Below are 21,443 nucleotides of genomic sequence, written 5' to 3' on the forward strand. Positions count from 1 at the left end.
ATGGGTGGTTTTGAAAACTTCTGGGCCATCTACGGCAACCTGGTGCTGACGCTGGGCACCAACTCGCTGCTGGCGCTGTCCATCTGGCTGACGCTGACCTGCGGCATGCTGGCCATGGCCAACGCGGCCTTCATGGGCATCGGCGCCTACGCGGCGGCCCTGCTCACCATGAACTACGAGGCCTCGTTTCCGGTGGCGCTGGCCGGCGGCATGCTGGCGCCGGCGCTGGTGGCCGCGCTGATCGGCCTGCCCACGCTGCGGCTGTCGGGCGTATACCTGGCCATGGCCACGCTGGGCTTCGGCGAGGTCGTGCGGGTGGCGATCCTGAACACCGAGTCGCTGACCGGCGGCGCGCTGGGCCTGAACGGCATTCCGCAGCTCACGCAGTGGTGGCACGTGGCGCTGGCCGTGGTCATCGTGCTGCTGGTGCTGTGGCGCGTGCGCCGCTCGAAGGTGGGCCGCGCGTTCGACGCCATCCGTGGCGACGAGACGGCGGCCTCGCTGATGGGCATCGACCTGCGTTCCAGCAAGATGCTGGCCTTCGTGGCGGGCGCCGCCATCGCGGGCCTGGCCGGCGCGCTGAACGCGCACCTGACCTTCTTCATCGGCCCCAACGAGTACGGCTTCGATCGCGGCGTCGAGATCCTGACCATGGCGATCCTGGGCGGCATCGGCGGTCTGGCCGGCCCGGTGCTGGGCGCCTTCATCATCACCATCCTGCCGGAAATGCTGCGCGGGTTCGCGGATTTCCGCCTGGTGGTCAACGGACTGATCCTGGTGCTGATCGTGCTGTTCCTGCCCCAGGGCATCTGGGATCCGGCGCGCTTCTCGCGCTGGATGCGCAAGGGAGGCCGCCATGCTTGAGCTCAAGAACATTTCCAAGAGCTTCGGCGGCCTGCACGTGCTGCACGACGTCAACCTGAGCGTGCCGCAGGGCGCGATCTTCGGCCTGATCGGTCCCAATGGTGCGGGCAAGACCACGGTGTTCAACCTGATCACCGGGCTGCTGGCCCCGACGGCCGGCGACATCACGTTCGAAGGCGCCAACCTGCTGCGGCGCAAGCCGCATGAAATCACGCGCATGGGCATCGCCCGCACGTTCCAGAACATCCGCCTGTTCAAGGAGATGACGCTGCTGGAGAACGTGGTGGTGGGCGCCTATCGGCACATGGACTACGGCTTCGGCAGCCTGCTGCTGAGCCTGCCGAAGTACCGCCAGCACGAGGCGCGCGCCCGCGAGCGCGCGCTGGAACTGCTGTCGTGGATGAAGCTGGACCACAAGGCCAACGACCTGGCCGACAACCTGTCGTACGGCGAGCAGCGCCGCCTGGAACTGGCACGCGCGCTGGCCACCGAGCCGCGCCTGCTGCTGCTGGACGAGCCGGTGGCCGGCATGAACACCGGCGAGCGCGCCGAGCTGATGCGCGAGATCCTGGCCATCCGCGACCGCGGCTACACGATCCTGATGATCGAACACGACATGCGCTTCGTCATGGGGCTATGCGAGCGCATCGCGGTGCTGAACTTCGGCAAGATCATCGCCTGCGGCGGCCCCGAGGACATCCGCAACAACGAACAGGTGATCGAGGCCTACCTGGGCCGCGAGGACGACGACGAGGAAGAGGCTGCGCACGCTGCCGCTGGCATGGGGGAAGTGCGATGAGTGCGCCGGACCGTCCCAAGCGCGGGTTCCCCCTCGGGGGGATGGCGCGCAGCGCCAAGGGGGTACACCAATGAGCATGTTGGAAGTCCAGGGACTGGAAGTCCATTACGGCCACATCGAGGCCGTGCGCGGCATCGACCTGACGCTGGAGGCCGGCGGCATCACCGCGCTGGTCGGCGCCAACGGCGCCGGCAAGTCGACCACGCTGCTGGCGCTGTCGGGCCTCTTGCCCAAGCGCGCCGGCCGCATCCGCTTCGAAGGCGAGGACATCACCGGCCTGGCGCCGCACGCCGTGGTGGCGCGCGGCATCGTGCAGGTGCCGGAAGGCCGCGCCATCCTGACCACCATGACGGTGCGGGAGAACCTGGAGCTGGGCGCCTACCGCCGCGGCCTGAAGGCGGCCGCGACCGAGCTGGAATACGTGCTGCACCTGTTCCCGCGCTTGAACGAGCGCCTGTCCGGCATCGCAGGCAACCTGTCGGGCGGCGAGCAGCAGATGCTGGCGATCGGCCGCGCGCTGATGGCCAAGCCGCGCCTGCTGCTGCTGGACGAGCCTTCGATGGGCCTGGCGCCCATCGTGGTGCAGGAGATCTTCCGATCGCTGCGCGCCATCAACAACGATGGCCTGACGCTGTTCCTGGTCGAGCAGAACGTGCGCCAGGCGCTGAAGATCGCGCAACGCGGCTACGTGCTGGAGAACGGCGCGATGGCGCTGTCGGGCGGCGGCCGCGAGCTGCTGAACCACCCGCGCGTGCTGGAAGCCTATCTGGGCGCCTGACGCCCGCCTCGTGCGGGCAGCGGCACGGTCCGCCGCCCCGTGGGTACGAACCCCCGAACGCCGGAGATCGCTCCGTGCGCCGGGGGTTTTTTCTTGTCGGGGCAAGCCGCCGGGACGCCCAGGCGGAGCGTGTCAGACGCCCGGCGGATCGGCGACGAACAGCACCTTCTCGAGATAGTCCAGGTCCTCGCGCACGAGGCGCAGGCATTCCTTGGCATCGGCGGGTTCACCGGATCGGCGCGCCTCGTCCCTGAGCAAGGCGTTGACGCCCATTTCGGCCATGATGGCGGCCACTTCCGAACCGTTCAAGCGGCCGTCCGGCTTGTACCACCAGGCGGACCAGTTGCACATGCCGATCAGGCTGAACGCGGCGACGTGGGCATCGACCATCCGGAACTTTCCTTCCCGGATGCCACGCTCGATCACGCTGCTGAAGTTCTCCAGCACGTTGCGGCGTGCGCCGTGCACGGTAGTGCGCTGCTTGCGCGTCATGTCGGCCTCGGTACGGTCCGCGACGCGAAACTCGGCGGGCCTCGACAGGATCAATTCGGCATGCTGCGTCACCAGCGCCCGCAGCGCCGACACGGGGTCCAGGTCGTCGCGCGCCACCGTGTCGCCCGCCAGTTTGCGAGCGTCGTCCAGGACCTCTTCGGTCAAGGCGCGCTGGATGGCGTCCTTGCTCTTGAAGTAGTAATAGACCGCGGTGCGGCTCAACCCCAGGCGTTCCGCGATGTCCTGGATGCTGGTCCCGGCCGACCCTCGTTCGATGAACAGCTTGGCTGCCACATCGAGGATCGCGCCGCGAAGCGCGTCCCCCTTCAAAGTCGGCTTGTTCGATACATCGGTCACGATGGCATGTCCTCGTTCGCTGGCGGGGCTGCGTCGACCGCCGTCCAGCCGCATTCAATGGACCGACATTTTCGCCGAATTGACGGTAGCGTCAAATTTTCGACATTAAATTGACAGTAGCGTCGAAAATTTGTCTAATACGTCAAATCCAAGATCGAGACCGCGCTGCGGGAGACACGGGCATGACACACGAAAAGCATTCGGGCCGGGTTAACGCGGGGTTCCTCAACACCGACTGGAATCCCCGCGACCTGCCGGCTGGCGCCTCCACCCGCAACGTCGTGTTGCGCACCGGGGATGGCGCGGCGACGTCCGGCTCCCTCTACCTGCCTGCCGGGCAGCGGCCCGACACGGTGGTCTGCGTGATGCACCCCCGCGAGTTCATGGCGTGCCACTACCTCATCCCCGACATCGTCGCGGCCGGGTGCGCGGCGTGGTCGCAAGGGGCGCGCTCGGTCGGCAACGACCTGCGGCTGGAGCACGAGACCGCGTTGCACGACGTCGCCGCGGGCATGCGCTTCCTGAGGGAGCAGGGCTTTGGCCGGATCGTCCTGCTGGGCAATTCCGGTGGTGCCGGCCTGTACGGTCTGTACGCGCAGCAGGCGGCGCTGCAAGGTCCGCAGCGCATCGCCCGGACACCGGGCGGCAAGCGCACCGGCCTGGACGAGCTGGACATGCCCGCGGTTCACGGCATGGTGCTGGTAGGTCCGCACCCTGGGCAGGGCGCCTTGCTGATGGGGTGTATCGATCCGTCCGTGGCCGACGAAGGCGATGCCCTGTCGGTGGTTCCCGAGCTCGATCCCTTGAGCCCGGCCAACGGTTACCAGCCTTCCGGCCAGGCTCGCTACACCTCCGAATTCATCGGCCGTTATCGCCAGGCCCAGCGTGAACGGGTGGCGCGCCTGGATGCGACGGCGCGCGAGATCATCGCGGCGCGCCTGCAGGCGCGAGAGCAGGTCAAAAGCGGCATGGACATCTCGGCCGAGCAGCGTCGCCGGGCGGCGCATACCCCTGTGATGACCGTCTGGCGCACGGACGCGGACCTGCGTTGCCTGGACCTGAGCCTGGATCCCTCGGACCGGCATCCCGGTTCGCTCTGGGGCAGGGATCCTTACGCCTCGAACTTCGGCGCGGTCGGATTCGCGCGCTTCTGCACGCCGGAGAGCTGGCTTTCCACCTGGTCGGGCCTGGCGTCGAACGCGGCCTTGGCCAGGACGGCCCCATCGATCTCCCAGCCTACGCTGATCATCGAGTACACGGGCGACCAGGCCTGTTTTCCGGCCGATGTCCGTGCCATCCATGACGCGATACCCGCAGGGGACAAACAGCACCTGCGCATCAAGGGCGACCACCATGGCCGTGCCCTGCAAGACCAGGACGAGCCCGGCCGCTACCAGGCCGGCCGGGCGCTGGCCGACTGGCTGGCGTCCCGTTTCCTGTAACCCCTACCGCGGAGCGACCGCATGAATGCCTACCAAGTTACGCCCCCTGCGCTGCGGCTGCATGGCGTCGATCACACCGCCCGGCCGACCTGGCGCCTGCGCGAGACGGTGCACTTCTATCGGGACATCCTGGGGTTGCCCCTGGTCCACGTCATTTCCGCACGCGGATGGGGGCCGGCGAGCCATCCCGACTTCCTGCATTTCTTCTTCGACAGCGGCAATGGCAGCACCATCGCCTTCTTCTATTACCTGGGCTGCGACGAGCCCGCGGCCGTCGGCCAGCGGCGCGCCATGCGTCCGCTGCCGGACGATCACGTGGGCGATGCGACGCACACCGCGTGGCTGGCCCAGAGCGAGGAAGAAATCAAGGCCTGGAAGCAGCGCCTCGAACAGGCCGGGCTGGAGGTGTCGGCGGAAACCCGCCATGAGGTCATCGAATCGATCTACGTACGCGATCCCAATGGCTACTTCATCGAGTTCACGCGCAAGCTGCGGCCATTGGCGCACGTCGACGCGGTGGATGCGGCCCTGACGCTGCAGGCGGCGATGGAGGCGGAAGACGCGGCGTTCGCGGCGGGCGGGCGCATCACCCACATCGACGACGTCTGGGCGCGCAAGGCCGCGCTGCTCGAAGCATCGATCCTTTCCGCGGAAGATTGCGAACCCGGCGTGCGGATCTTCGTGCCGCGCGTGGACGAATTCGCTTCGTTCGTGCGTGACGCGGCGTCGCGGGACGACTGCGCGGTCGTGTCGCGCGACCATTTCGACTGCATCCAGAGCGAGGGTCCCATCGAGTTTCGCCGCAAGGCATTGGGCTTGAAACCCGCCGTCTGGTATGGCCTGTTCACCGGTGGCGTGACCGGCACCATCACTGTCATGGACCGAGACCACGTGAGAATCGAACCCGCGGCAGCCTGAGGTGGGCCAGGAGACAACACATGAGAGACATACGCTTCCCGATAGAGGGCGTGATCTACCATTCCGACGCACAGGCCCATGCCTATTTCGAATCCGGCGCGTGGCGGCCGCAAACCGTCGGGCAGGCATTGCGGCAGACGGCGCAGCGCTGCGGGGACCTGCCAGCCATCATCACCGATGAAGGCAGCGTAGGCTTCGCGGACCTGGACCAGCGCAGCGAAAGACTGGGCGCGGCACTGCTGGAGCTTGGCCTGAGCCCGGGAGACCGCGTCATCTTCCAGATGGGGACGACCCTGGAGACCGTGCTTGCATTGTTGGCCTGCTACAAGGCCGGCATCGTGCCGGTGTGCTCGCTGCCCCAGCATCGCGCGCTTGAAATCGGCCAATTGGTCCGTCAGGCGGGGGCGCGTGGATATTTCGTGCAGGCCGACTTCAGCGCCTTCGATCTCGTGGCGTTCGCCAGGGAGATGATGGACGCGCACGGCAGCCTGCAACATCTGGTGGTGGCCAGGGGCGCGGCGTCGGATGGCGTCTCGCTGCAGGCGCTGATCGACGGCATGCCCCTGGCGCACGCCCGTGCGCGCCTGGCCCGACAGCCGCCCGGCGCCGAGGACGTGCTGGCGTTCCAGCTTTCCGGCGGCACCACGGGCGTGCCCAAGATCATTCCGCGTTTCCATACCGAGTATCTGGCGCATGCCCGGGCTTGCGCCGACATGTACCAGCTGCGGGAGGACGACCGGATGATCTGGGCGCTTCCCTTGCTGCACAACGCCGCACAGGTCTATGTGCTGATGCCCGTGATCTCCATGGGGCTGTCGGCCGTGCTGATGCCGCGCGTGGACGTGGTCCGCATGCTCGAGCTCATCGAGACGCACCGGGTGACGCGAGCGATCTCGATCGGCCCGATCGCGCCGCAGCTGATGGCGTACGACCAGCTCGCCCGCCATGATCTTTCCTCGTTGCGCCTGTTCACCACGATGAGCGCGGCCGATCGCCTCGAGGCGCACCTCAACGTTCCCTGCTCGAATCTCTTCGGCATCACCGAGGGGCTCCTGCTGGGCTCTCCTCCCAGTGCGCCTGCCCACGTCCGCCACCGGACCCAAGGCTGGACGGGCAGCCCGCACGACCAGATCCGCTTGCTGGAGCCTGGAACGGAGAACGAGGTCGAGCCGGGCCGGATGGGTGAGCTCTGTTTCCGTGGCCCGGCGACGTTGCCCGGATTCTTCGATGCGCCGCAGGCCAATGAGCAGGCCTACACCTCTGACGGCTACTACCGGACGGGCGACATGATGACCCAGTCCATCGAAGGCGGCCGCAGATACCTCACCTTTCAGGGGCGTCTTCGCGACAACATCAATCGGGGGGGCGAGAAGATCGGTTGCGAGGAGGTCGAGGCCCTGGTCGGCGCGCATCCGGCGGTCTCCGAGGCTCGCCTGGTGGCCATGCCGGATCCCTTGTATGGAGAAAAGGGCTGCATCTTCATCGTGCCGCGTCCGGGCAGGTCGGCTCCCACCGTGCAGGAGTTGCTCGATTTCCTGGTGGCCCGCGGACTGGCCAAATACAAATGCCCCGAACGTGTGGAGACGATCGATGCGTTTCCCGTGACCAAGGTCGGCAAGCTGGACAAGGCGGCGCTACGCATGACGATCGCGCAGATGCTCAATGACGAGGCGGCACACGCTGCGGGGCCGCGCCGATGATCGCCACCGAATACGTTGTGAGCGCGACGCCGCTCGTCATCCGCAGGCGCGTCAAATGGGGCGATTGCGATCCGGCCGGTGTCGTGTACACCGTCACGTTCGGCGAGTACGTCATCTCGGCCGCGGAGCTCTTCTACGAGCGACTGCTGGGCGACACGCCGCAACGCACCAAGGACGAGCACGGTTTCGGTACGCCTACCCGAGGGCTGACGTTCGACTTCCAGGCAACGCTGTGGCCCGACGACGTGTTCGACATGACCGTCACCGTCGAACAGGTGCGCCAGCATACCTACACCCTGCTGATCGCCGGCAGCGTGCAGGGCAGACCGGCGTTCGATGCCCGGCTGACCCCGATCTGCGTGGCGCGGGGCGAGCGCCGCGCCATCCCGGTGCCGGGCGCCATGCGCGACGCCTTGCTTGCCTACCAGGCGGCCTGTCAGGCCGCCGCCACCCGGAGTCCCGATCGATGAAGATCGCCATCATAGGCGCCGGCCCCGCCGGCCTGTATTTCGCCCTGCTGGCGAAAAAGCACAACCCCGACTGCGACATCCAGATCTACGAACAGAACCCCCGAGGGGCGACGTATGGCTGGGGCGTGGTGTTCTCGGACATCGGCCTGGGCTTCCTGCGCGAAGCCGATCCGGAGTTCTTCAAGACCTTCGTGGCGCATCATGAGCGGTGCGACTACATGGAGATCGTGCATCGCGGCGAACGCATCCAGGTACAGGGAAACCATTTCTCGCGCACGGCGCGCCTGGACATGCTGCAGGTGCTGGAAGGCGCCTGCCTGGAGGCAGGCGTGCGCATCCAGCATGACCGCCGGATAGACGATGTGGACCGCCTGGCGCAAGAGGTCGACATGCTGGTGGCGGCCGACGGTTCCAACAGCCTTGTCCGGACACAGTTCGCTGAGCACTTCCAGCCCAGCTTCGAGCAGCGCCGCAACAAGTTTGCCTGGTACGGCACGCGGCAACGCTTCCATCCGGTCTCGCTCATTTTCCGCCAGACGGGGCATGGGGTCTTCATCGCGCACAGCTACCAGTACAGCCCGGAGCTCAGCACCTTCCTGGTGGAGGTGGATCCCGACACCTGGCGCCGCGCCGGCCTGAACGACGCAAGCGAGCAGGAAAGCCGGCGCTACTGCGCCGACGTGTTCCGGCACGACCTCGGCGCCAATGAACTGCTGGGCAATCGTTCGCTGTGGTTCGAGGCCAAGGTCGTGCGCAACGAGCACTGGACGCATCGCAATATCGTGCTGCTGGGGGATGCGCTGCGCACGGTGCATTTCTCCTTGGGATCGGGCACGCGCATGGCCATGCAGGACGCGATCGCGCTGCACCAGGGGCTCAAGCAATGCCCGGACGACGTGCCCGCCGCGTTCGCGGTCTTCGAATCCTTGCGCCGCACGTCCTCCACGAATTTCCAGGCAGCGGCGTCCCGCAGCCTCGATTGGTACGAGAACGTCGCCGACAGGATGCATCTGGATCCTGTGTCGTTCGCCTACGACTACATGCGGCGCACCGGGCAAGTCAGTCACGAGGACCTGCGGAAACGCGATCCCGTTTTCACGGCGGCCTACGACGCTCGCATCGAGCGCCAGGCCCATCGCAAGGATGCTCAAGCCATCCGATAACTACCCATTCGAAAGTGGGGGAGACATGAAGAAAACTCTGGTCGTCGCGTTCATTGGCCTGATGTCCTGCGCGAGCGCGTCCCATGCGCAGGCCGCGGACTATCCCGGTCACAACGTGCGGGCCGTCCTGCCGTATTCGGTAGGCAGTGGCCCGGATGCCATCGTCCGCATGATCGGCGAGCAGCTTGCCGCCAGATGGAAGCAGCCATTCATCGTCGAGAACAAGCCGGGCGCCAACGGTTGGCTGGCGATCGGGGATGTGAAGCGATCGGCCGCGGACGGCTATTCGATCGCCGTGGTCGACAACACGCACATGACGTTGCAACGGCACCTCTACAGCAAGATGCCCTTCGATGCCGAGCGCGATTTCGTTCCGGCGGCTCCGATATACACGACGAATTTCTTCATCGTCGTGTCGGCCAGCTCGCCATGGCGCAATGTGTCCGACCTGGTCGAGGCGGCCCGCAAGCAGCCCGGCCAGCTCACCTACGGCAGCTGGGGCGTCGGCAGCGTGGCGCACATCGGCTCGACCGTGCTGCAGCAGAAGACCGGCACCACGATGACGCATGTGCCGTTCAAGGAACTGCCGCAGTTGTATACCGCCGTGGCCAATGGCGAGGTGGCCTGGGCCTTCGGCACGGCGGCCACGGTGCAGAACCTGTACCAGGCCAAGCGTGTCCGGCTGCTGGCGCTGGCGGCGCCCGGGCGGCTCGAGCGGTATCCCGAGGTGCCGACCGTCTCGGAGGCGGGCGGCCCGGCGGATTTCGAGCTCAAGACCTGGGTGGCGGCGTTCGTGCCGCGCGGCACGCCCGATGGCGTCGTGCGGCAGCTCAATGGCGCCATCGCGCAGGCGGTGAAGGCTCCCGCCGTCCAGGAGCGCTTCCGGACGTTCGGTTTCGACGCGTGGCCGGTGGACGCGGCAGGCGTCGGTCTGGCGCAGCAACAGGACTCCGCCCGATACGCCGAGATCGTAAAGCAGGCCAAGATTTCCCTCGACTGACTGCAAGGAACCTCCGATGGCACGCCCTTATCGAATCGGCCAGATCGTCCCCAGCTCCAATACCACCATGGAAACCGAGATTCCGGCGATGCTCCGCGCGCGCGAGGCCATACGCCCGGACACGTTCACCTTCCACAGCAGCCGCATGCGGATGCACAAGGTGACCCGCGAAGAACTCGAAGCCATGAATCGGCAAGGACTGCGCTGCGCGGCGGAGCTCGCCGATGCGCGCATGGACGTGATCAGTACGGCATGCCTGGTGGCGATCATGGCGATGGGTCCCGGAACCCATCGCCGTACCGAGCTGGAGCTGGGCGAGGCGGCGCGCGCCAACCAGTGCCAGGCGCCCGTGATGACGTCCGCGGGCGCGCTGATCGAGGGCCTGCACAGCATCGGCGCGCGCAGGATATCCCTCATGGCGCCCTATATGCGGCCTTTGACGGATCAGGTCGTCGCCTACATCGAGCATGAAGGCATCGAAGTCGTCGATGCGATGAGCTTCGAGATTCCCGACAACCTCGAGGTCGGTCGGCGCGATCCGATGCAGTTGGTGGAAGACGTGAAGCGGCTGGACACGCGAGGGGTCGATGCCGTGGTGTTGTCCGCCTGCGTGCAGATGCCTTCCCTGGCCGCCTTGCGGATCGTGCAGGACACGATGGACGTTCCCGTCGTGTCGACCGCCGCCTGCACGGTGTGGCGCATGCTGGATCTGCTGGGCCTGGAGCCCGTGGTCCCTGGCGCCGGGGCGCTGCTGGCGCCCCGTTGAACTGTCCGTAGGCGCAGGCCTACGCCTGCGCAGCCCTGCGCGACAGGTTCGCCATCGCGGCCAGCACCAGGCGGCCGTCCTCGTCCTTCACATCGACCTTCACCACCGCCGTGGTGCCGCCCTGATGCGCGATCTCGGCGGCGGCGCGCAGCGCGGCGCCCGTGCCGGGGCGCACGTACCAGGTCGAGATGCCCACCATGTTCCAGTCGTCGCCCAGCGCGGCCTGCGCGGTCTGCGCGGCCAGCGCGAAGGTCAGGCCGCCCTGGGTATGGCCGACGCGGTTGCCTACGTGCGGGCCGTTCTCCAGGATGCCGGTGGCGCCGCCCGGATGCGCGTGCGGCCGGATGCCCCAGAAGCGCTGTTCGAAGCCTTCGGCGCCGGGTTCCACGGCCTGTCGCGCATGCTCGTAGATGGCGCGTTCGTGCGTATCGAGCATGTCGGGCGTCAACATCTGCGGCTCGGGCGAGACGCCGCGCTTGCGCAGCGGGATGGGCGGCAGGTCGCTGCGGTCGTCCAGCATCTGGAAGCTGCCGTGAACGGTGCACAGCGGCTGCCCGCCGGCCGTCAACTCGGCACGCGCCAGGCCCTGGCTGCGCGCCAGCCCGTCGTGCAGGCCGTCGAAGTGGCTGACGGCCTCGAGTGGCCCGCGGCGCGGCGCGCCGGTGAACTGCAGCGCCAGCGTGACCGTGGCCATGCGCATGGCATAGCCGGCGTGGCCGCGCATGGCGATCGCCAGCGCGACGTCGGCCAGGATGCAGACCGCGGCGATGCTGGCCTGGCCGTCGGGCAGGATGCAATGGGGGCCGGGTTGGAGCGACAGGCGCGCGTCGGTGGTGCCCAATTCGTCGAAGGAGAGTTCGAAGAAGTTGCCGGGAAAGTTCCAGCCGGGTTCGCGATTCAGGGCAAGGCCGCGCAGGACCTGGCGCAGGATGAGGGAAGAGGCGTCGGACATTGAGAGAGGCAGCGCGTGCAGGGAAACGGGTGATGTTCAAGCCCCTGCATTGTTACACCACTGCGGCTATCCTGATATGAAACAAATGCCTGCAATGTTGAGATATGCCTCTACAATCCTGGAACCCCTCCTTTTGCCCATCCTGAGTTGTCCTGTGCCTGATCCGACCTTTGCGCGGATAGTCTCCGAGTTCGGCCATGCCCTGGGCATGCCCGGCCTGGCCCCGACGAGCGCGGAGCTCTGCCAGCTCGTCTTCGACGGGCGGCACGTGGTGCAGCTGATCCACATGGGCGCGCGCGGCCAGGTGCTGCTGTCGTGCGTGCTGCCCGAAGCGGGCAATGCGCAGGGATGCGCCGACCTGATGGCCAAGGCGAACTTCATGCAGGCCGGCCGCGGCGCGGTGGTGTGCCGCTGCCCTGACGGCAAGGTGCACATGCAGCTGGCGTTGCCGCTGCCCGAGTGCAGCGCCGTCGGATTGTTGGGCGCGGTGGAATCCCTGCTGAACCAGGCCGATGCCTGGACCGAAAGGCTGGCGCGCGAGCCGGCCGCGCCGGCGCCCAGTTCCTTCAATCCGGCGATGTTCCTGCCTGTTTGACGCATCGTCGTTCAAGGCCGGCGGAATAGCCTGACGAGACAAGGGCCTTGCGCGGCGTGCCGCGCAAGGCCCTTTCGTTTTTTCACGCCGCCCGGCGTGAAGCGATCAGGACGACTTCTGGATCACGCCCTTCAGCGAATCCGAGATCGACTTGGTGATGGTGCTCTGCACTTCCACCATCATCGTCCACTGCGAGATCTGCTGCTGCATGGCCAGCATGTCGGCCTGCGAGACGCTGCCGTCGGCGCCGGTGCTGATGGTCGACAGGGTCTGGCGCAGGTTGGTTTCCTGCGTGCGGATGCTGTCGTAGACGGTGTTGTTGACGTTGTTGAAGTTCAGGCCGGCAGAGCCGGAGATACCGTTGAGCGCCATGGCGGCTCCTTAGCGAGGGGGGAACGACGGGAAAGCCGATGCGAAGAGCGAGGCCGGCTGGGCCGCGTCTTGCGCCGGGGGTTGGGAGGCGAGGACGGACTGCGCGGCCGCGGCGGCATTGGCCGCGGCCTCGAAGGCGGGGAACTGCTCGCGCGGCAGGCCCGCGGCGATGGCCGCGCGCAGGCGCGATTCCAGCGCGGCCGCCCGGCCGGCCAGCGCGTGGCGCAGGGCCACGCCGTCGGCCGAGGCCAGGCGGGATTCGAGATCGGTCAGGGCTAGGGTCATGTCGGATCCGGAGAGGGAGGTCAGCGCAGCACGATGGCCGGACGCGGGCCGTCGAAGACCAGGCGCCTGGGTTCGACCGCGGTCAGACGGTACTGCCTGTACGTGCCGCCGACCAGCAATTTACTGCCGTCTTCCAGCACCACGAAGGGTTGCGGGCCGCCGACCACGCTGCGGATGCCGAACGGCACGCTGTCGGCGAACTGGCGGCTGGCTGCGGCGGGCCTGGCCAGGGCCACCACGTCGAGGTGCGTGGCGTTGAAGCGCGCCACCACGTCCTGCAGCTGCGCCAGCTGCTCGTCGTCCAGGCCGCCCGCGCCGGCTTCCAGGCGGTCGCTTTTCCAGGCGAGCGCGATGCCCGACAGGCCGGCCTCGGCCAACCGCGCGGCCAGGGCGTCGGCCACGTCGGGCGCCAGCGCGATGTCGTTGCCCAGCACCGTCATGCCCGGCAGCTGGGCGCGCACGGCGTCCAGCGCCGAGGCGCGCTCGCGCGCGCTGGCCGCGATGCCCAGGATGGTCATGCGGCCGTCGCCGTCGTAGCGGGCGGCATAGCGCACGCCGAAGGCCTTCAGCGTGGCCGTGGCGCTGTTGACGGCGGCGTCCTCGGCGCTGACGCGCATCGCCGGCATGGGCCAGATCTGCGACAGGGCCGAGGCGACGCGGTCCTGCTCGGCCGCGTTGCGCACCCAGCCGCTGACCAGCACGGTGCCGTCGCGCGACATGGCCACGTGCAGGCGCGAGGCCAGGCCCAGGCGCTCCAGCGCGGCGGTGATCTGGCCGATGGAGCGCTCGGCGGCCTGGCGCGGGTCGGGACGCTCGAGCGCCTTCCTGGGCGTGGACGGCAGCAGCCACGCCATGCAGATCGCCACGACGATGGTCAGCACCACGGCGGCCAGCCCCAGCACCAGGGGCCAGTTGTCGCGCTTGCGGGGGCGGGGCAGGGCAGGGATGGCGGGGCGGCCATCGGCGGCGGCGCTGCCTGTCGAGCCGGTCGATGCGGGACCTGCCGCCGAGGCGCCTGCCTGCGCGCCGTCCGCCGGGTCGCCATCCGCAGGAGCACCCGCCGCCGCGGCAGCGGCCACGGACACCCCGATCAGCGCCGCGCCGGACGCATCGCCATCGTTGGCCGCGACCGGCTGCGCCGCCCAGGGGTCGGAGCGGCGCGCCACGGTGACCCACACCGGGCCCAGCGGCATCGGCTGGTTGAAGGGCGTGGCGGGCTCGGCGGCGCCGGCCGGCGCGCCCTGGCCGGGCGCGAGGTCCCAGCCATTGGCGCCGATGCGCAGCCTCGCCGCCTGCGCGCCCAGCCCTTCGTCGGCCAGTACCACGTCGCAGGCGGGATCCGCGCCCAGCAGCGCGCCGTCCTCCGCCACGCAGCTGGCTTCGCGGTGCAGGCCGGACAGCACGCGCAGTTCCAGCACGTCCGGCGAGGGGGCGGCCTTGGCGTGGCCTTGCGGGCTCATCGTTCCGTCCTCACAGGTCCACCCGCGCCAGCGGCTGCACGTTGATCTCCTGGGTGAGCTCCTGGTAGGACAGCACGGGCAGTTCGTACAGGTCCTGCTCGATCATCTTGCGCAGGTAGCGCCGGATGTCCATGGAGGTCAGCAGCACGGGCTTGCGCGAGGTGCCGGACAGGTCACCCACGGCGCGCTTGATGTTCTCGACCAGCTTCTTGCTGGCCGAGGGGTCCAGCGCCAGGTAGCTGCCCGCCGAGGTCTGGCGGATCGCGCCGCGCACGGTCTCCTCGACGTTGGGCGCCAGCAGGTAGGCCGGCAGGATGTTCTGGCCGCTGGAGTACTTGTAGCTGATGTGACGCTTGAGCGAGACGCGCACGTACTCGGTCAGCAGCACCGAGTCCTTTTCCTTCTGGCCCCATTCGATCAGCGACTCGAGCACGGCGCGCAGGTTGCGCACCGAGATGTCCTCGGACACCAGGCGTTGCATGATCTCGGCGATCTTCTGCACCGGCATCACGCGCAACGCTTCCTTCACCAGGTCGGGATAGCGGTCTTCCATGGCCGACAGCAGGAAGCGCGTTTCCTGGATGCCGATGAAGTCCGACGAATACTTCTTCAGCACGAAGGCCAGGTGCCAGGTCAGGATCTGATTCGCGTCCAGGAACGGGATGCCCGCGCCGGCCAGCGTGGGCGACAGTTTGGCGTCGGCCCAGATGGTGGGCACGCCGGGCAGGAAGCGCTTGTCGGTTTCGTACGGCACCTGCAGCGCCTGCAGGTTCTGTTCGGTGTCGCGCACCAGCACGTGGCCCGGCCGCAGCTTGCCCTGCGACACCGGCACCTCGGACAGCATGATGTGGTAACTGTCCTCGGGCAGGGCCTCGTTGAAGCGCAGCTGGATGCCGGGGAAGGGCACGCCCAGGTCGAAATACAGCGCGCGGCGGATCTTCAGCAGTTCTTCGTTCAGTTCATTGGCGTCGAAGTGCTTCTGCAGCGCGGCGGCCACGTCGATCATCAGCGGCAGCGTGGGCGCGAACTCGGCGCTGCCGTCGGTCCTGGCCTTGGCCGCGGGCGGCTTGCCGTCGGCCTGCAGCGCGGGGATCTCGGTGATCTCGCCGGTCTTCTCGTCCACCACCTTGCGCGTGCCGCGCATCAGCACGAAGCCGATGGATCCCACCACCGCGGCCAGCGCCACGAATGTCAGCGTGGGCATGCCGGGAATCAGGCCCATGCCCACGGCGATGGCCGCGGCGATCAGCAGGGCGCGCGGCTGGGCCAGGATCTGGGCGCCGATGTCCTTGCCCACGTTGGACGGGCCGTCGCCCGTCTGCACGCGCGTGACGATGATGCCCGCGCAGATGGCGATGAACAGGGCCGGGATCTGCGCGATCAGGCCGTCGCCGATGGTCAGGATGGAATAGACCTGCACGGCCTCGCCGGCCGACAGGCCGCGCTGCATGGTGCCGATCAGGATGCCGCCCAGCAGGTTGACGGCCACGATGATCAGGCCGGCGATGGCGTCGCCCTTGACGAACTTCATGGCGCCGTCCATGGCGCCGTACAGCTGGCTTTCCTTCTCGACGATGGTGCGGCGCTTGCGGGCCTCGTCCATGTCGATGGTGCCGGCGCGCAGGTCGGCGTCGATCGACATCTGCTTGCCCGGCATGGCGTCCAGCGAGAAGCGCGCCGCCACTTCGGCCACGCGTTCCGCGCCCTTGGTGATGACCACGAACTGCACGATGGTCAGGATCAGGAACACCACCAGGCCGACGATGAGGTTGCCGCCCACGACGAAGTTGCCGAAGGTCTCGATGATGTGGCCCGCGTCGCCCTGCAGCAGGATCAGGCGGGTGGTAGCGATGGAAATGCCCAGGCGGAACAGCGTGGTCACCAGCAGCACCGACGGGAACGACGAGAACGCCAGTGGCGAGGGCAGGTACATGGCCACCATCAGCAGGATCGCGGACAGCGTCATGTTGGCGCCGATCAGCACGTCCACCAGCGTGGTGGGCAGCGGCAGGATCATCATGAAGATGATCGCCACGATCAGGACGGCCAGGACGATGTCGTTGCGGCTGGTGACGACGGCGACGGCGCGGTTGAGGGCTTGCATCGATGCCTTCAGCGAGGGGTATTGGGGGTTGCGCCGGCGCCGCGCATCGCCACGTAGGCGCGCATCGCGGCGGCTGCCTCGGGGCGGCGCTCCAGCGCCAGCAGGGCCTGGGCGCGCACCAGGTGGAAGGCGGCGTCCATGCCGCCCTGCAGGGCCACGCGCTCGAGCGTGGCCAGGGCGGTGTCGGGCTTGCCGGCGCGCAGCTGCGCCAGGGCCAGGGTGACGCGCTGGCGCGGCGCGGCCAGTTCCAGCGCCTCGAGCGCGGCCAGCAGCACGGCCGCCTTTTCGGGGCGGTCGTTTTCCAGATAGATATAGGACAGCAGGCCGATCAGTTCGGCGCCGTCCGGGCTCAGGGCGGGGGCGGCGCTCATCCCTGGTACAGCACGCTGCGATACATGGCGATCAGCTCGCGCAGGCCGGCTTCTTCCTTCAGCAGGCGCACGGCGCGGTTGAGGACCTTGCCGGCATCGTCGCCGTTCTGCTGGGCCCGTTCGGCGGCGTCCGCCAGCGCCTGCTGCGCCTGCGCCAGGGCCTGCGAGAACCTGCCCGGACTGAGCAGTTCTCGGTTGCCGATGGCGGGTTTCAGGGCCTCGTCCAGGAAACGGTCGGTGTTGGGCTTGTCCAGCAGCTGGCTGAGCTGGGCCCGCACGCCGTCGGCCGAGGGTGGCAGGTCCTGCCGGTCGGGCAGCTGGCGCGTGCCCGTGTCCTTGCCGGCATAGACGATATCGTCTATGCCGCGGTCGAAGGCCAGGCCGTTGATGCGCAGGTCGGACATGGTCGGTCCTCGTCAATAGGCGTCGTCGCGCACGGCATCCATCCAGCGCGACAGGGTTTCGAGGGCCTGGTTCAGGCGCAGCGTCGTGAATTCGGACTCGGGCACGCGCACCAGCGCGACCAGGCGGCGCTGGCCGTCGGGCGATTCGCGCAGCGCGGCCTGCACCGGCCAGTCTTCCAGGCGGCTGTGGTGGGCGCGTTTCCAGGCGCGCAGCAGCCACGCGCCGGCGTCGTAGTCCAGCGGGTGCGTCAGGTAGACCATCACGTCGCGGCCGGCGGTGCGTTCCACGCCGATCTGGCGGCCGGAGCCGGCCTGCAGCACGGCGTGGCCGCGCGCGTCGAACGACAGGTCGTCGAAGCCGGCCGCCTGTCCGAACTGGCGCAGGGTGAGTTCCGGACTGCTCATTGCTGGTCTTCCTCGTCGATGGCAATGTCCAGCGCGGCTTGCGAGGCATTGATGATGGACAGCCGGGTGTCGCTGTCGGGGTAGATCTGCACCGGCAGCTCGCGCAGCATGGTCTTGATCCCGGCGTGGAATGAGATGCGTCCCTCGATGGACGAGACGCCGTGCTGCATGGCCATGCTGGTGAAGCGCGACTCGGACACCCATTTCTCGTTGCTGACCGACACCAGGTCGCGCATCAGGCGGGTGGCGTCCAGGCCGCGCCCGGTAGTCTGCTGCAGCTTGCCCGACAGCTCGTGGCAGCTGTCGAGCACCGTGGCCGCCACTTCCAGGTGGTACAGGTCGCTGACCAGCGCCTGCAGGCGGTTGGCATCGGTGGACGGCCGCGCGGCGGCCAGGTCGTGCCCAAGCGCTGCGGTCAGCTGGGCCAGGCCGCGGCCGACGTCTTCGCCGCCGAAGCGCTCCAGCGCCAGGTCCAGCGTCTTGGACAAGGTCTGCTCGCCCAGCACCAGGTCGCGGTAGGTGCTCTGGAATTGCTGCACCCCCGCCGCGTCGTCGGCGAACTCGCCGGCGCTCTGCAAGCTGTTCAGGCCGGCGCGGATCTCGGGGCCGCTCTCGATCTCCATGTCGGCCAGCGCATCGCGGATGGCCTCGAGGATGGCGGGATCGGCCCCGTCGCGTTCGCCCTGGCGCAGGGCGTATTGCAGCCCGAGGTACTGCTGCGAGATGTCGCCGAACGCCTGGCCGGCCAATTGGCGCGGCGAGCCCTGGCCGGTCATCAGCTTCTTGACCAGTTCTTCCAGCTTCTGCTGGGCGTCGCCGTCCTTGCCGTGCGACAGCGCGTCGACGATCTCGCTGGTGTCCAGCAGTTCCAGCGGCCGGTCGCCCTTGACCTTGCGTTCGGAGTGGTGCTTGTCCTCGGTCTTCTCGGCCATGTGCAGGCTGAGCTCCTCGGCCGAGTCGGCCAAGGAGAACTCGCCTTCGACCTGCACGGCCGTCTCGCCCATCAGCGTGCCCGCGCGCGACTGCGCCTGGCCGGCGTTGGCCTGCGCGGCGAGCGAGGTAAATCCGTTCGAGAGCGGTCCGTCGATGCGATTCATGGCGAAACGGGCGTGGGGGCGGCGTGCCCGGTCATGCGGTAGTAACGCCTCGGACGGAATGGTTCCGTCGTCCGGCGAAAAAAGGAATGCCCCGGGTCTTCGCCACGCTGGCCGGGCCACGCTGGCCGCCCGCCGCCACGGCGGGCCGCGCAGATGGGACGCGCCGCTGGTCGCGGGCGATGGAACCGTTGCCCGGGACGCGTTACTCAACCGTCATGCGCTGCCAGGCAGCCCTGCGCGGGCGCCGCCCGGGGCCCCTCCACCCCATGCAACCGGAATCGAACATGAGCAACTTCGCTGTAGGCAATACCGGCCAGATCGGCAGCATCGACCTGTCGTCCGTTGACCTGGAAACCGCCATGATGGCCGTGCAGAGCCAGCGCACCCAGCTGCTGGAGAGCTCGCTGCGCTCGCAACTGGACTCGGTCAACGCGAAAAACAAGCAGATCGCCGATCTTAATAATCAGATCACGGCAAATCAGACCCAGGCCAATGAGCTGGACCAGCAGAACGTCGCGCTGGCCAGCCAGAAGGGGGCCGACACCGCCTCGCTGTCCGCCACCCAGGCGGAATCGGCCTCGCTGGGCACCCAGATCGCCGAGCTGAAGGACCTGCAGTCCCGCCTGAGCGCCAGCAAGTGTCCCGATCCCGAGGGTTTCTACGGCCTGTCGTATGGCCAGGGCGATGACGGCGCGCTGTCCTGGAAGACCTGGGACCAGGTGCAGGCCGCCGGCCTGACCATCCCCACCGGCGCCGATGCGCCGCGCAACGTCGACGGCAACCACACCATGGACGCCAAGGGCAAGACGGTGCAGACGTGGGTGAACGAACTGGGCAGCAAGATCAGCGGCCTGGAAAGCCAGAAGGCCGCCGCGGACGCCCGTGCGACCACGCTGCAGGCCAGCATCGAGAACGCGGACAAGAGCATCGCCGACAACACGGCCAAGGCGAAGGACCTGCGCACCTCTGTGGACGACCTCAAGCGCCAGGTCGACGGCGTCAGCAATTCCCAGCAGATGGAAATGCTGCGCCTGCAGAGCCTGACCAACAAGAACAACGAGGCCTTCGAAGTGATGACGAACTTCATCAAGAAGATGCAGGACAGCCGTTCCAGCATCATCGGCAACATGCGCTGAGGCGCCCGCCGCCACAGGGAACTCGGCGCGTGCCGCCGTTACTCACCAGACACTCCGGGGCCGGTACGGCCCTTCAAGACCAGAGAGCGAGATCACCATGAGCACTTCCGGCGTCGGCAACAACATGATGGTTTCCAACATCGACATCTCGTCGATGGACCTCGAGACGGCCCTGATGGCCGTGCAGGGCGAGCGCACGCGCCTGCTGGACGCCCAACTGGCCGACCAGATCAAGGCGGTGCAGGGCCGCAACGACCAGATCGCCAAGCTGAACAACGTGCTGAGCGGCCTGACGCAGGCCGCCGGCCTGTTCCCGGGCGACGCCAAGGCCACCGACAACCTGGACAGCACCGGCGACAAGGCCTGGCGCAAGGACCAGAGCTGGCCCCTGGAGCGCCAGGTCAACACCTCGCTGATCGAAGCCGGCATCACCTCGCCCGGCCTGCAGACGGTGGGCCCGGCCCTGACCAACAGCGTCGACGAGAACGGCAATGCCGTCATGCTGGACGGTGGGCTGCGCGGCTTCACCACCAAGGGCGACCTGGACGCCATGATCACCAAGGTCAAGGGCATGATCGACGCGGAAAGCAACTCCCAGCAGATGGACATGCTGCGCCTGCAGAGCCTGTCGAACAAGCGCAACGAGGCCTTCGACGTGATGACCAACTTCGTCAAGAAGATGCAGGACAGCCGCTCCAGCATCATCGGCAACATGCGCTGAGGGCGCGGGCAAAAACAGCGCAGCGCGCAGGGAACCCGAACCGCGCGGCCGTTACTTACCAGACAGTTGCGGGGCGCCGGCCCCATGAAGGGAAAAGCCGGCGGCCCCGCAGTCATGACCGAACCGCGCCTCGTGCGCGATCCAGACCTCAATAAGCGAGATCCACCATGAGCACTTCCGGCGTCAGCGGCAACATGCTGGTTTCCAACATCGATATCTCCAGCATGGATATCGAGACGGCCCTGATGGCCGTGCAGGGCGAGCGCACCCGCCTGCTGGATGCCCAGCTGGCCGACCAGATCAAGTCGGTGCAGAGCCGCAACGACCAGATCGCCAAGCTGAACAACGTGCTGAGCACGCTGACCAAGGCCCAGTCGCAGTTCAACTCCGACGCCAAGGCCGGCGACACCATCGGCGGCTGGAACGCCGAGAAAATCAACAGCATCGAGCTGCCGCTGAACGACGCCGTCCAGGAAGCCGGCCTGTCCGACCTGGGCTTCACCAGCCGCACCGGCCAGCGCACCCCCGACACGGGCGAGACGAAGGACGGCAACGAAGGCAAGCTGATCACCGGCACCAGCGTGTTCGCGGGCGGCACTACCAAGGGCGAGATCGACGCCGCCATCACCAAGATCAAGGGGATGATCGACGCGGAAAGCAATTCGCAGCAGATGGACATGCTGCGCCTGCAAAGCCTGTCGAACAAGCGCAACGAGGCGTTCGACGTCATGACCAACTTCGTCAAGAAGATGCAGGACAGCCGCTCCAGCATCATCGGCAACATGCGCTGAG

The 21,443-nt window shown here is 67.7% G+C and carries 24 protein-coding genes; 14 read left to right on the plus strand and 10 right to left on the minus strand.

Annotated features, from left to right (window positions below; all coding sequences use genetic code 11):
- The 3 genes from FS845_RS02530 to FS845_RS02540 all read left to right on the plus strand — a co-directional run bounded on the left by FS845_RS02530 (position 1) and on the right by FS845_RS02540 (position 2,441).
- On the plus strand, positions 1-864 hold the full coding sequence (locus FS845_RS02530) for a branched-chain amino acid ABC transporter permease (protein WP_144630557.1): 864 nt from the start codon (positions 1-3) through the stop codon (positions 862-864).
- Positions 857-1,663, plus strand: a complete 807-nt coding sequence (locus tag FS845_RS02535) for an ABC transporter ATP-binding protein (protein ID WP_144630558.1) — start codon at positions 857-859, stop codon at positions 1,661-1,663. Before FS845_RS02530 ends, FS845_RS02535 begins: the two co-directional genes overlap by 8 nt.
- 70 nt (positions 1,664-1,733) lie before the next feature.
- A complete protein-coding gene (locus FS845_RS02540; RefSeq protein WP_144630559.1) occupies positions 1,734-2,441 on the plus strand; it encodes an ABC transporter ATP-binding protein in 708 nt (235 codons plus the stop codon).
- Positions 2,442-2,573: 132 nt separating this feature from the next.
- On the opposite strand, the gene FS845_RS02545 is transcribed toward FS845_RS02540, so the two are convergent.
- Positions 2,574-3,290, minus strand: a complete 717-nt coding sequence (locus FS845_RS02545; RefSeq protein WP_260986110.1) for a TetR/AcrR family transcriptional regulator — start codon at positions 3,288-3,290, stop codon at positions 2,574-2,576.
- 182 nt (positions 3,291-3,472) lie between these two features.
- Here FS845_RS02545 and FS845_RS02550 point away from each other — a divergent pair, with 182 nt between their 5' ends.
- The 7 genes from FS845_RS02550 to FS845_RS02580 are packed head-to-tail and all read left to right on the plus strand — an operon-like array spanning position 3,473 to position 10,749.
- Complete coding sequence (locus tag FS845_RS02550) at positions 3,473-4,732, plus strand: alpha/beta hydrolase (RefSeq protein ID WP_144630561.1); 1,260 nt, start codon at positions 3,473-3,475, stop codon at positions 4,730-4,732.
- A 21-nt stretch (positions 4,733-4,753) separates the two neighbouring features.
- On the plus strand, positions 4,754-5,650 hold the full coding sequence (locus FS845_RS02555; protein ID WP_144630562.1) for a VOC family protein: 897 nt from the start codon (positions 4,754-4,756) through the stop codon (positions 5,648-5,650).
- 20 nt (positions 5,651-5,670) lie between these two features.
- A complete protein-coding gene (locus FS845_RS02560) occupies positions 5,671-7,350 on the plus strand; it encodes an AMP-binding protein (RefSeq protein WP_144630563.1) in 1,680 nt (559 codons plus the stop codon).
- Entirely contained in the window at positions 7,347-7,820 is a 474-nt protein-coding gene (locus tag FS845_RS02565) for an acyl-CoA thioesterase (RefSeq protein WP_144630564.1), read from the plus strand. The genes FS845_RS02560 and FS845_RS02565 overlap by 4 nt, the downstream gene beginning before the upstream one ends.
- On the plus strand, positions 7,817-8,983 hold the full coding sequence (locus FS845_RS02570; protein ID WP_144630565.1) for an FAD-dependent monooxygenase: 1,167 nt from the start codon (positions 7,817-7,819) through the stop codon (positions 8,981-8,983). Before FS845_RS02565 ends, FS845_RS02570 begins: the two co-directional genes overlap by 4 nt.
- Positions 8,964-9,983 (plus strand): Bug family tripartite tricarboxylate transporter substrate binding protein, encoded by a 1,020-nt coding sequence (locus FS845_RS02575; protein ID WP_260986111.1) that lies wholly within the window; start codon positions 8,964-8,966, stop codon positions 9,981-9,983. The genes FS845_RS02570 and FS845_RS02575 overlap by 20 nt, the downstream gene beginning before the upstream one ends.
- Before the next feature lie 16 nt (positions 9,984-9,999).
- Positions 10,000-10,749 carry an aspartate/glutamate racemase family protein gene (locus tag FS845_RS02580; protein ID WP_144630566.1) on the plus strand — a complete coding sequence of 250 codons (750 nt, stop codon included), beginning with the start codon at positions 10,000-10,002 and terminating at the stop codon, positions 10,747-10,749.
- Positions 10,750-10,768: 19 nt separating this feature from the next.
- On the opposite strand, the gene FS845_RS02585 is transcribed toward FS845_RS02580, so the two are convergent.
- Positions 10,769-11,701 carry a hotdog domain-containing protein gene (locus FS845_RS02585; RefSeq protein ID WP_144630567.1) on the minus strand — a complete coding sequence of 311 codons (933 nt, stop codon included), beginning with the start codon at positions 11,699-11,701 and terminating at the stop codon, positions 10,769-10,771.
- Positions 11,702-11,855: 154 nt separating this feature from the next.
- On the opposite strand from FS845_RS02585, the gene FS845_RS02590 reads away from it, so the two are divergent.
- The gene (locus FS845_RS02590) at positions 11,856-12,296 is read left to right on the plus strand and encodes a type III secretion system chaperone (RefSeq protein ID WP_260986112.1); all 441 of its coding nucleotides are present in this window, start codon (positions 11,856-11,858) and stop codon (positions 12,294-12,296) included.
- 105 nt (positions 12,297-12,401) lie between these two features.
- On the opposite strand, the gene FS845_RS02595 is transcribed toward FS845_RS02590, so the two are convergent.
- From FS845_RS02595 to sctW, 8 genes are read right to left on the minus strand one after another with little or no spacing between them, the layout of a single operon-like run.
- Positions 12,402-12,668: an EscF/YscF/HrpA family type III secretion system needle major subunit gene (locus FS845_RS02595; RefSeq protein ID WP_144630568.1), complete on the minus strand. Its 267-nt coding sequence runs from the start codon at positions 12,666-12,668 to the stop codon at positions 12,402-12,404.
- A gap of 9 nt (positions 12,669-12,677) precedes the next feature.
- A complete protein-coding gene (locus FS845_RS02600; protein WP_144630569.1) occupies positions 12,678-12,953 on the minus strand; it encodes a hypothetical protein in 276 nt (91 codons plus the stop codon).
- 20 nt (positions 12,954-12,973) lie between these two features.
- Positions 12,974-14,413, minus strand: coding sequence for a type III secretion system inner membrane ring subunit SctD (gene sctD, locus FS845_RS02605; RefSeq protein WP_144630570.1), 1,440 nt, complete (start codon positions 14,411-14,413; stop codon positions 12,974-12,976).
- A gap of 10 nt (positions 14,414-14,423) precedes the next feature.
- Positions 14,424-16,517 carry a type III secretion system export apparatus subunit SctV gene (sctV, locus tag FS845_RS02610; protein WP_144630571.1) on the minus strand — a complete coding sequence of 698 codons (2,094 nt, stop codon included), beginning with the start codon at positions 16,515-16,517 and terminating at the stop codon, positions 14,424-14,426.
- Between the two features lie 8 nt (positions 16,518-16,525).
- Positions 16,526-16,888, minus strand: a complete 363-nt coding sequence (locus tag FS845_RS02615) for a hypothetical protein (protein WP_144630572.1) — start codon at positions 16,886-16,888, stop codon at positions 16,526-16,528.
- Positions 16,885-17,292 (minus strand): hypothetical protein, encoded by a 408-nt coding sequence (locus tag FS845_RS02620; RefSeq protein ID WP_144630573.1) that lies wholly within the window; start codon positions 17,290-17,292, stop codon positions 16,885-16,887. Before FS845_RS02620 ends, FS845_RS02615 begins: the two co-directional genes overlap by 4 nt.
- 12 nt (positions 17,293-17,304) lie before the next feature.
- A complete protein-coding gene (locus FS845_RS02625) occupies positions 17,305-17,697 on the minus strand; it encodes a hypothetical protein (protein WP_144630574.1) in 393 nt (130 codons plus the stop codon).
- A complete protein-coding gene (sctW, locus tag FS845_RS02630) occupies positions 17,694-18,794 on the minus strand; it encodes a type III secretion system gatekeeper subunit SctW (protein ID WP_144630575.1) in 1,101 nt (366 codons plus the stop codon). The genes FS845_RS02625 and sctW overlap by 4 nt, the downstream gene beginning before the upstream one ends.
- 284 nt (positions 18,795-19,078) lie before the next feature.
- On the opposite strand from sctW, the gene FS845_RS02635 reads away from it, so the two are divergent.
- From FS845_RS02635 to FS845_RS02645, 3 genes are all read left to right on the plus strand, one after another.
- Complete coding sequence (locus FS845_RS02635) at positions 19,079-19,930, plus strand: hypothetical protein (RefSeq protein ID WP_144630576.1); 852 nt, start codon at positions 19,079-19,081, stop codon at positions 19,928-19,930.
- Between the two features lie 97 nt (positions 19,931-20,027).
- On the plus strand, positions 20,028-20,651 hold the full coding sequence (locus FS845_RS02640) for a hypothetical protein (protein WP_144630577.1): 624 nt from the start codon (positions 20,028-20,030) through the stop codon (positions 20,649-20,651).
- A gap of 167 nt (positions 20,652-20,818) precedes the next feature.
- Positions 20,819-21,442 (plus strand): hypothetical protein, encoded by a 624-nt coding sequence (locus FS845_RS02645; protein ID WP_144630578.1) that lies wholly within the window; start codon positions 20,819-20,821, stop codon positions 21,440-21,442.
- The last annotated feature ends 1 nt before the right edge of the window (position 21,443 follow it).

This window comes from Bordetella genomosp. 13, assembly GCF_007679965.1.
Lineage (GTDB): Bacteria > Pseudomonadota > Gammaproteobacteria > Burkholderiales > Burkholderiaceae_B > Bordetella.

Bases quoted from the DNA above. Each gene is read 5' to 3' on its own strand.
- FS845_RS02530 (WP_144630557.1), top strand. From the start codon at position 1: ATGGGTGGTTTTGAAAACTTCTGGGCCATCTACGGCAACCTGGTGCTG.
- FS845_RS02535 (WP_144630558.1), top strand. From the start codon at position 857: ATGCTTGAGCTCAAGAACATTTCCAAGAGCTTCGGCGGCCTGCACGTG.
- FS845_RS02540 (WP_144630559.1), top strand. From the start codon at position 1,734: ATGAGCATGTTGGAAGTCCAGGGACTGGAAGTCCATTACGGCCACATC.
- FS845_RS02550 (WP_144630561.1), top strand. From the start codon at position 3,473: ATGACACACGAAAAGCATTCGGGCCGGGTTAACGCGGGGTTCCTCAAC.
- FS845_RS02555 (WP_144630562.1), top strand. From the start codon at position 4,754: ATGAATGCCTACCAAGTTACGCCCCCTGCGCTGCGGCTGCATGGCGTC.
- FS845_RS02560 (WP_144630563.1), top strand. From the start codon at position 5,671: ATGAGAGACATACGCTTCCCGATAGAGGGCGTGATCTACCATTCCGAC.
- FS845_RS02565 (WP_144630564.1), top strand. From the start codon at position 7,347: ATGATCGCCACCGAATACGTTGTGAGCGCGACGCCGCTCGTCATCCGC.
- FS845_RS02570 (WP_144630565.1), top strand. From the start codon at position 7,817: ATGAAGATCGCCATCATAGGCGCCGGCCCCGCCGGCCTGTATTTCGCC.
- FS845_RS02575 (WP_260986111.1), top strand. From the start codon at position 8,964: ATGCTCAAGCCATCCGATAACTACCCATTCGAAAGTGGGGGAGACATG.
- FS845_RS02580 (WP_144630566.1), top strand. From the start codon at position 10,000: ATGGCACGCCCTTATCGAATCGGCCAGATCGTCCCCAGCTCCAATACC.
- FS845_RS02585 (WP_144630567.1), bottom strand. From the start codon at position 11,701: ATGTCCGACGCCTCTTCCCTCATCCTGCGCCAGGTCCTGCGCGGCCTT.
- FS845_RS02595 (WP_144630568.1), bottom strand. From the start codon at position 12,668: ATGGCGCTCAACGGTATCTCCGGCTCTGCCGGCCTGAACTTCAACAAC.
- FS845_RS02600 (WP_144630569.1), bottom strand. From the start codon at position 12,953: ATGACCCTAGCCCTGACCGATCTCGAATCCCGCCTGGCCTCGGCCGAC.
- sctD (WP_144630570.1), bottom strand. From the start codon at position 14,413: ATGAGCCCGCAAGGCCACGCCAAGGCCGCCCCCTCGCCGGACGTGCTG.
- sctV (WP_144630571.1), bottom strand. From the start codon at position 16,517: ATGCAAGCCCTCAACCGCGCCGTCGCCGTCGTCACCAGCCGCAACGAC.
- FS845_RS02615 (WP_144630572.1), bottom strand. From the start codon at position 16,888: ATGAGCGCCGCCCCCGCCCTGAGCCCGGACGGCGCCGAACTGATCGGC.
- FS845_RS02620 (WP_144630573.1), bottom strand. From the start codon at position 17,292: ATGTCCGACCTGCGCATCAACGGCCTGGCCTTCGACCGCGGCATAGAC.
- FS845_RS02625 (WP_144630574.1), bottom strand. From the start codon at position 17,697: ATGAGCAGTCCGGAACTCACCCTGCGCCAGTTCGGACAGGCGGCCGGC.
- sctW (WP_144630575.1), bottom strand. From the start codon at position 18,794: ATGAATCGCATCGACGGACCGCTCTCGAACGGATTTACCTCGCTCGCC.
- FS845_RS02635 (WP_144630576.1), top strand. From the start codon at position 19,079: ATGAGCAACTTCGCTGTAGGCAATACCGGCCAGATCGGCAGCATCGAC.
- FS845_RS02640 (WP_144630577.1), top strand. From the start codon at position 20,028: ATGAGCACTTCCGGCGTCGGCAACAACATGATGGTTTCCAACATCGAC.
- FS845_RS02645 (WP_144630578.1), top strand. From the start codon at position 20,819: ATGAGCACTTCCGGCGTCAGCGGCAACATGCTGGTTTCCAACATCGAT.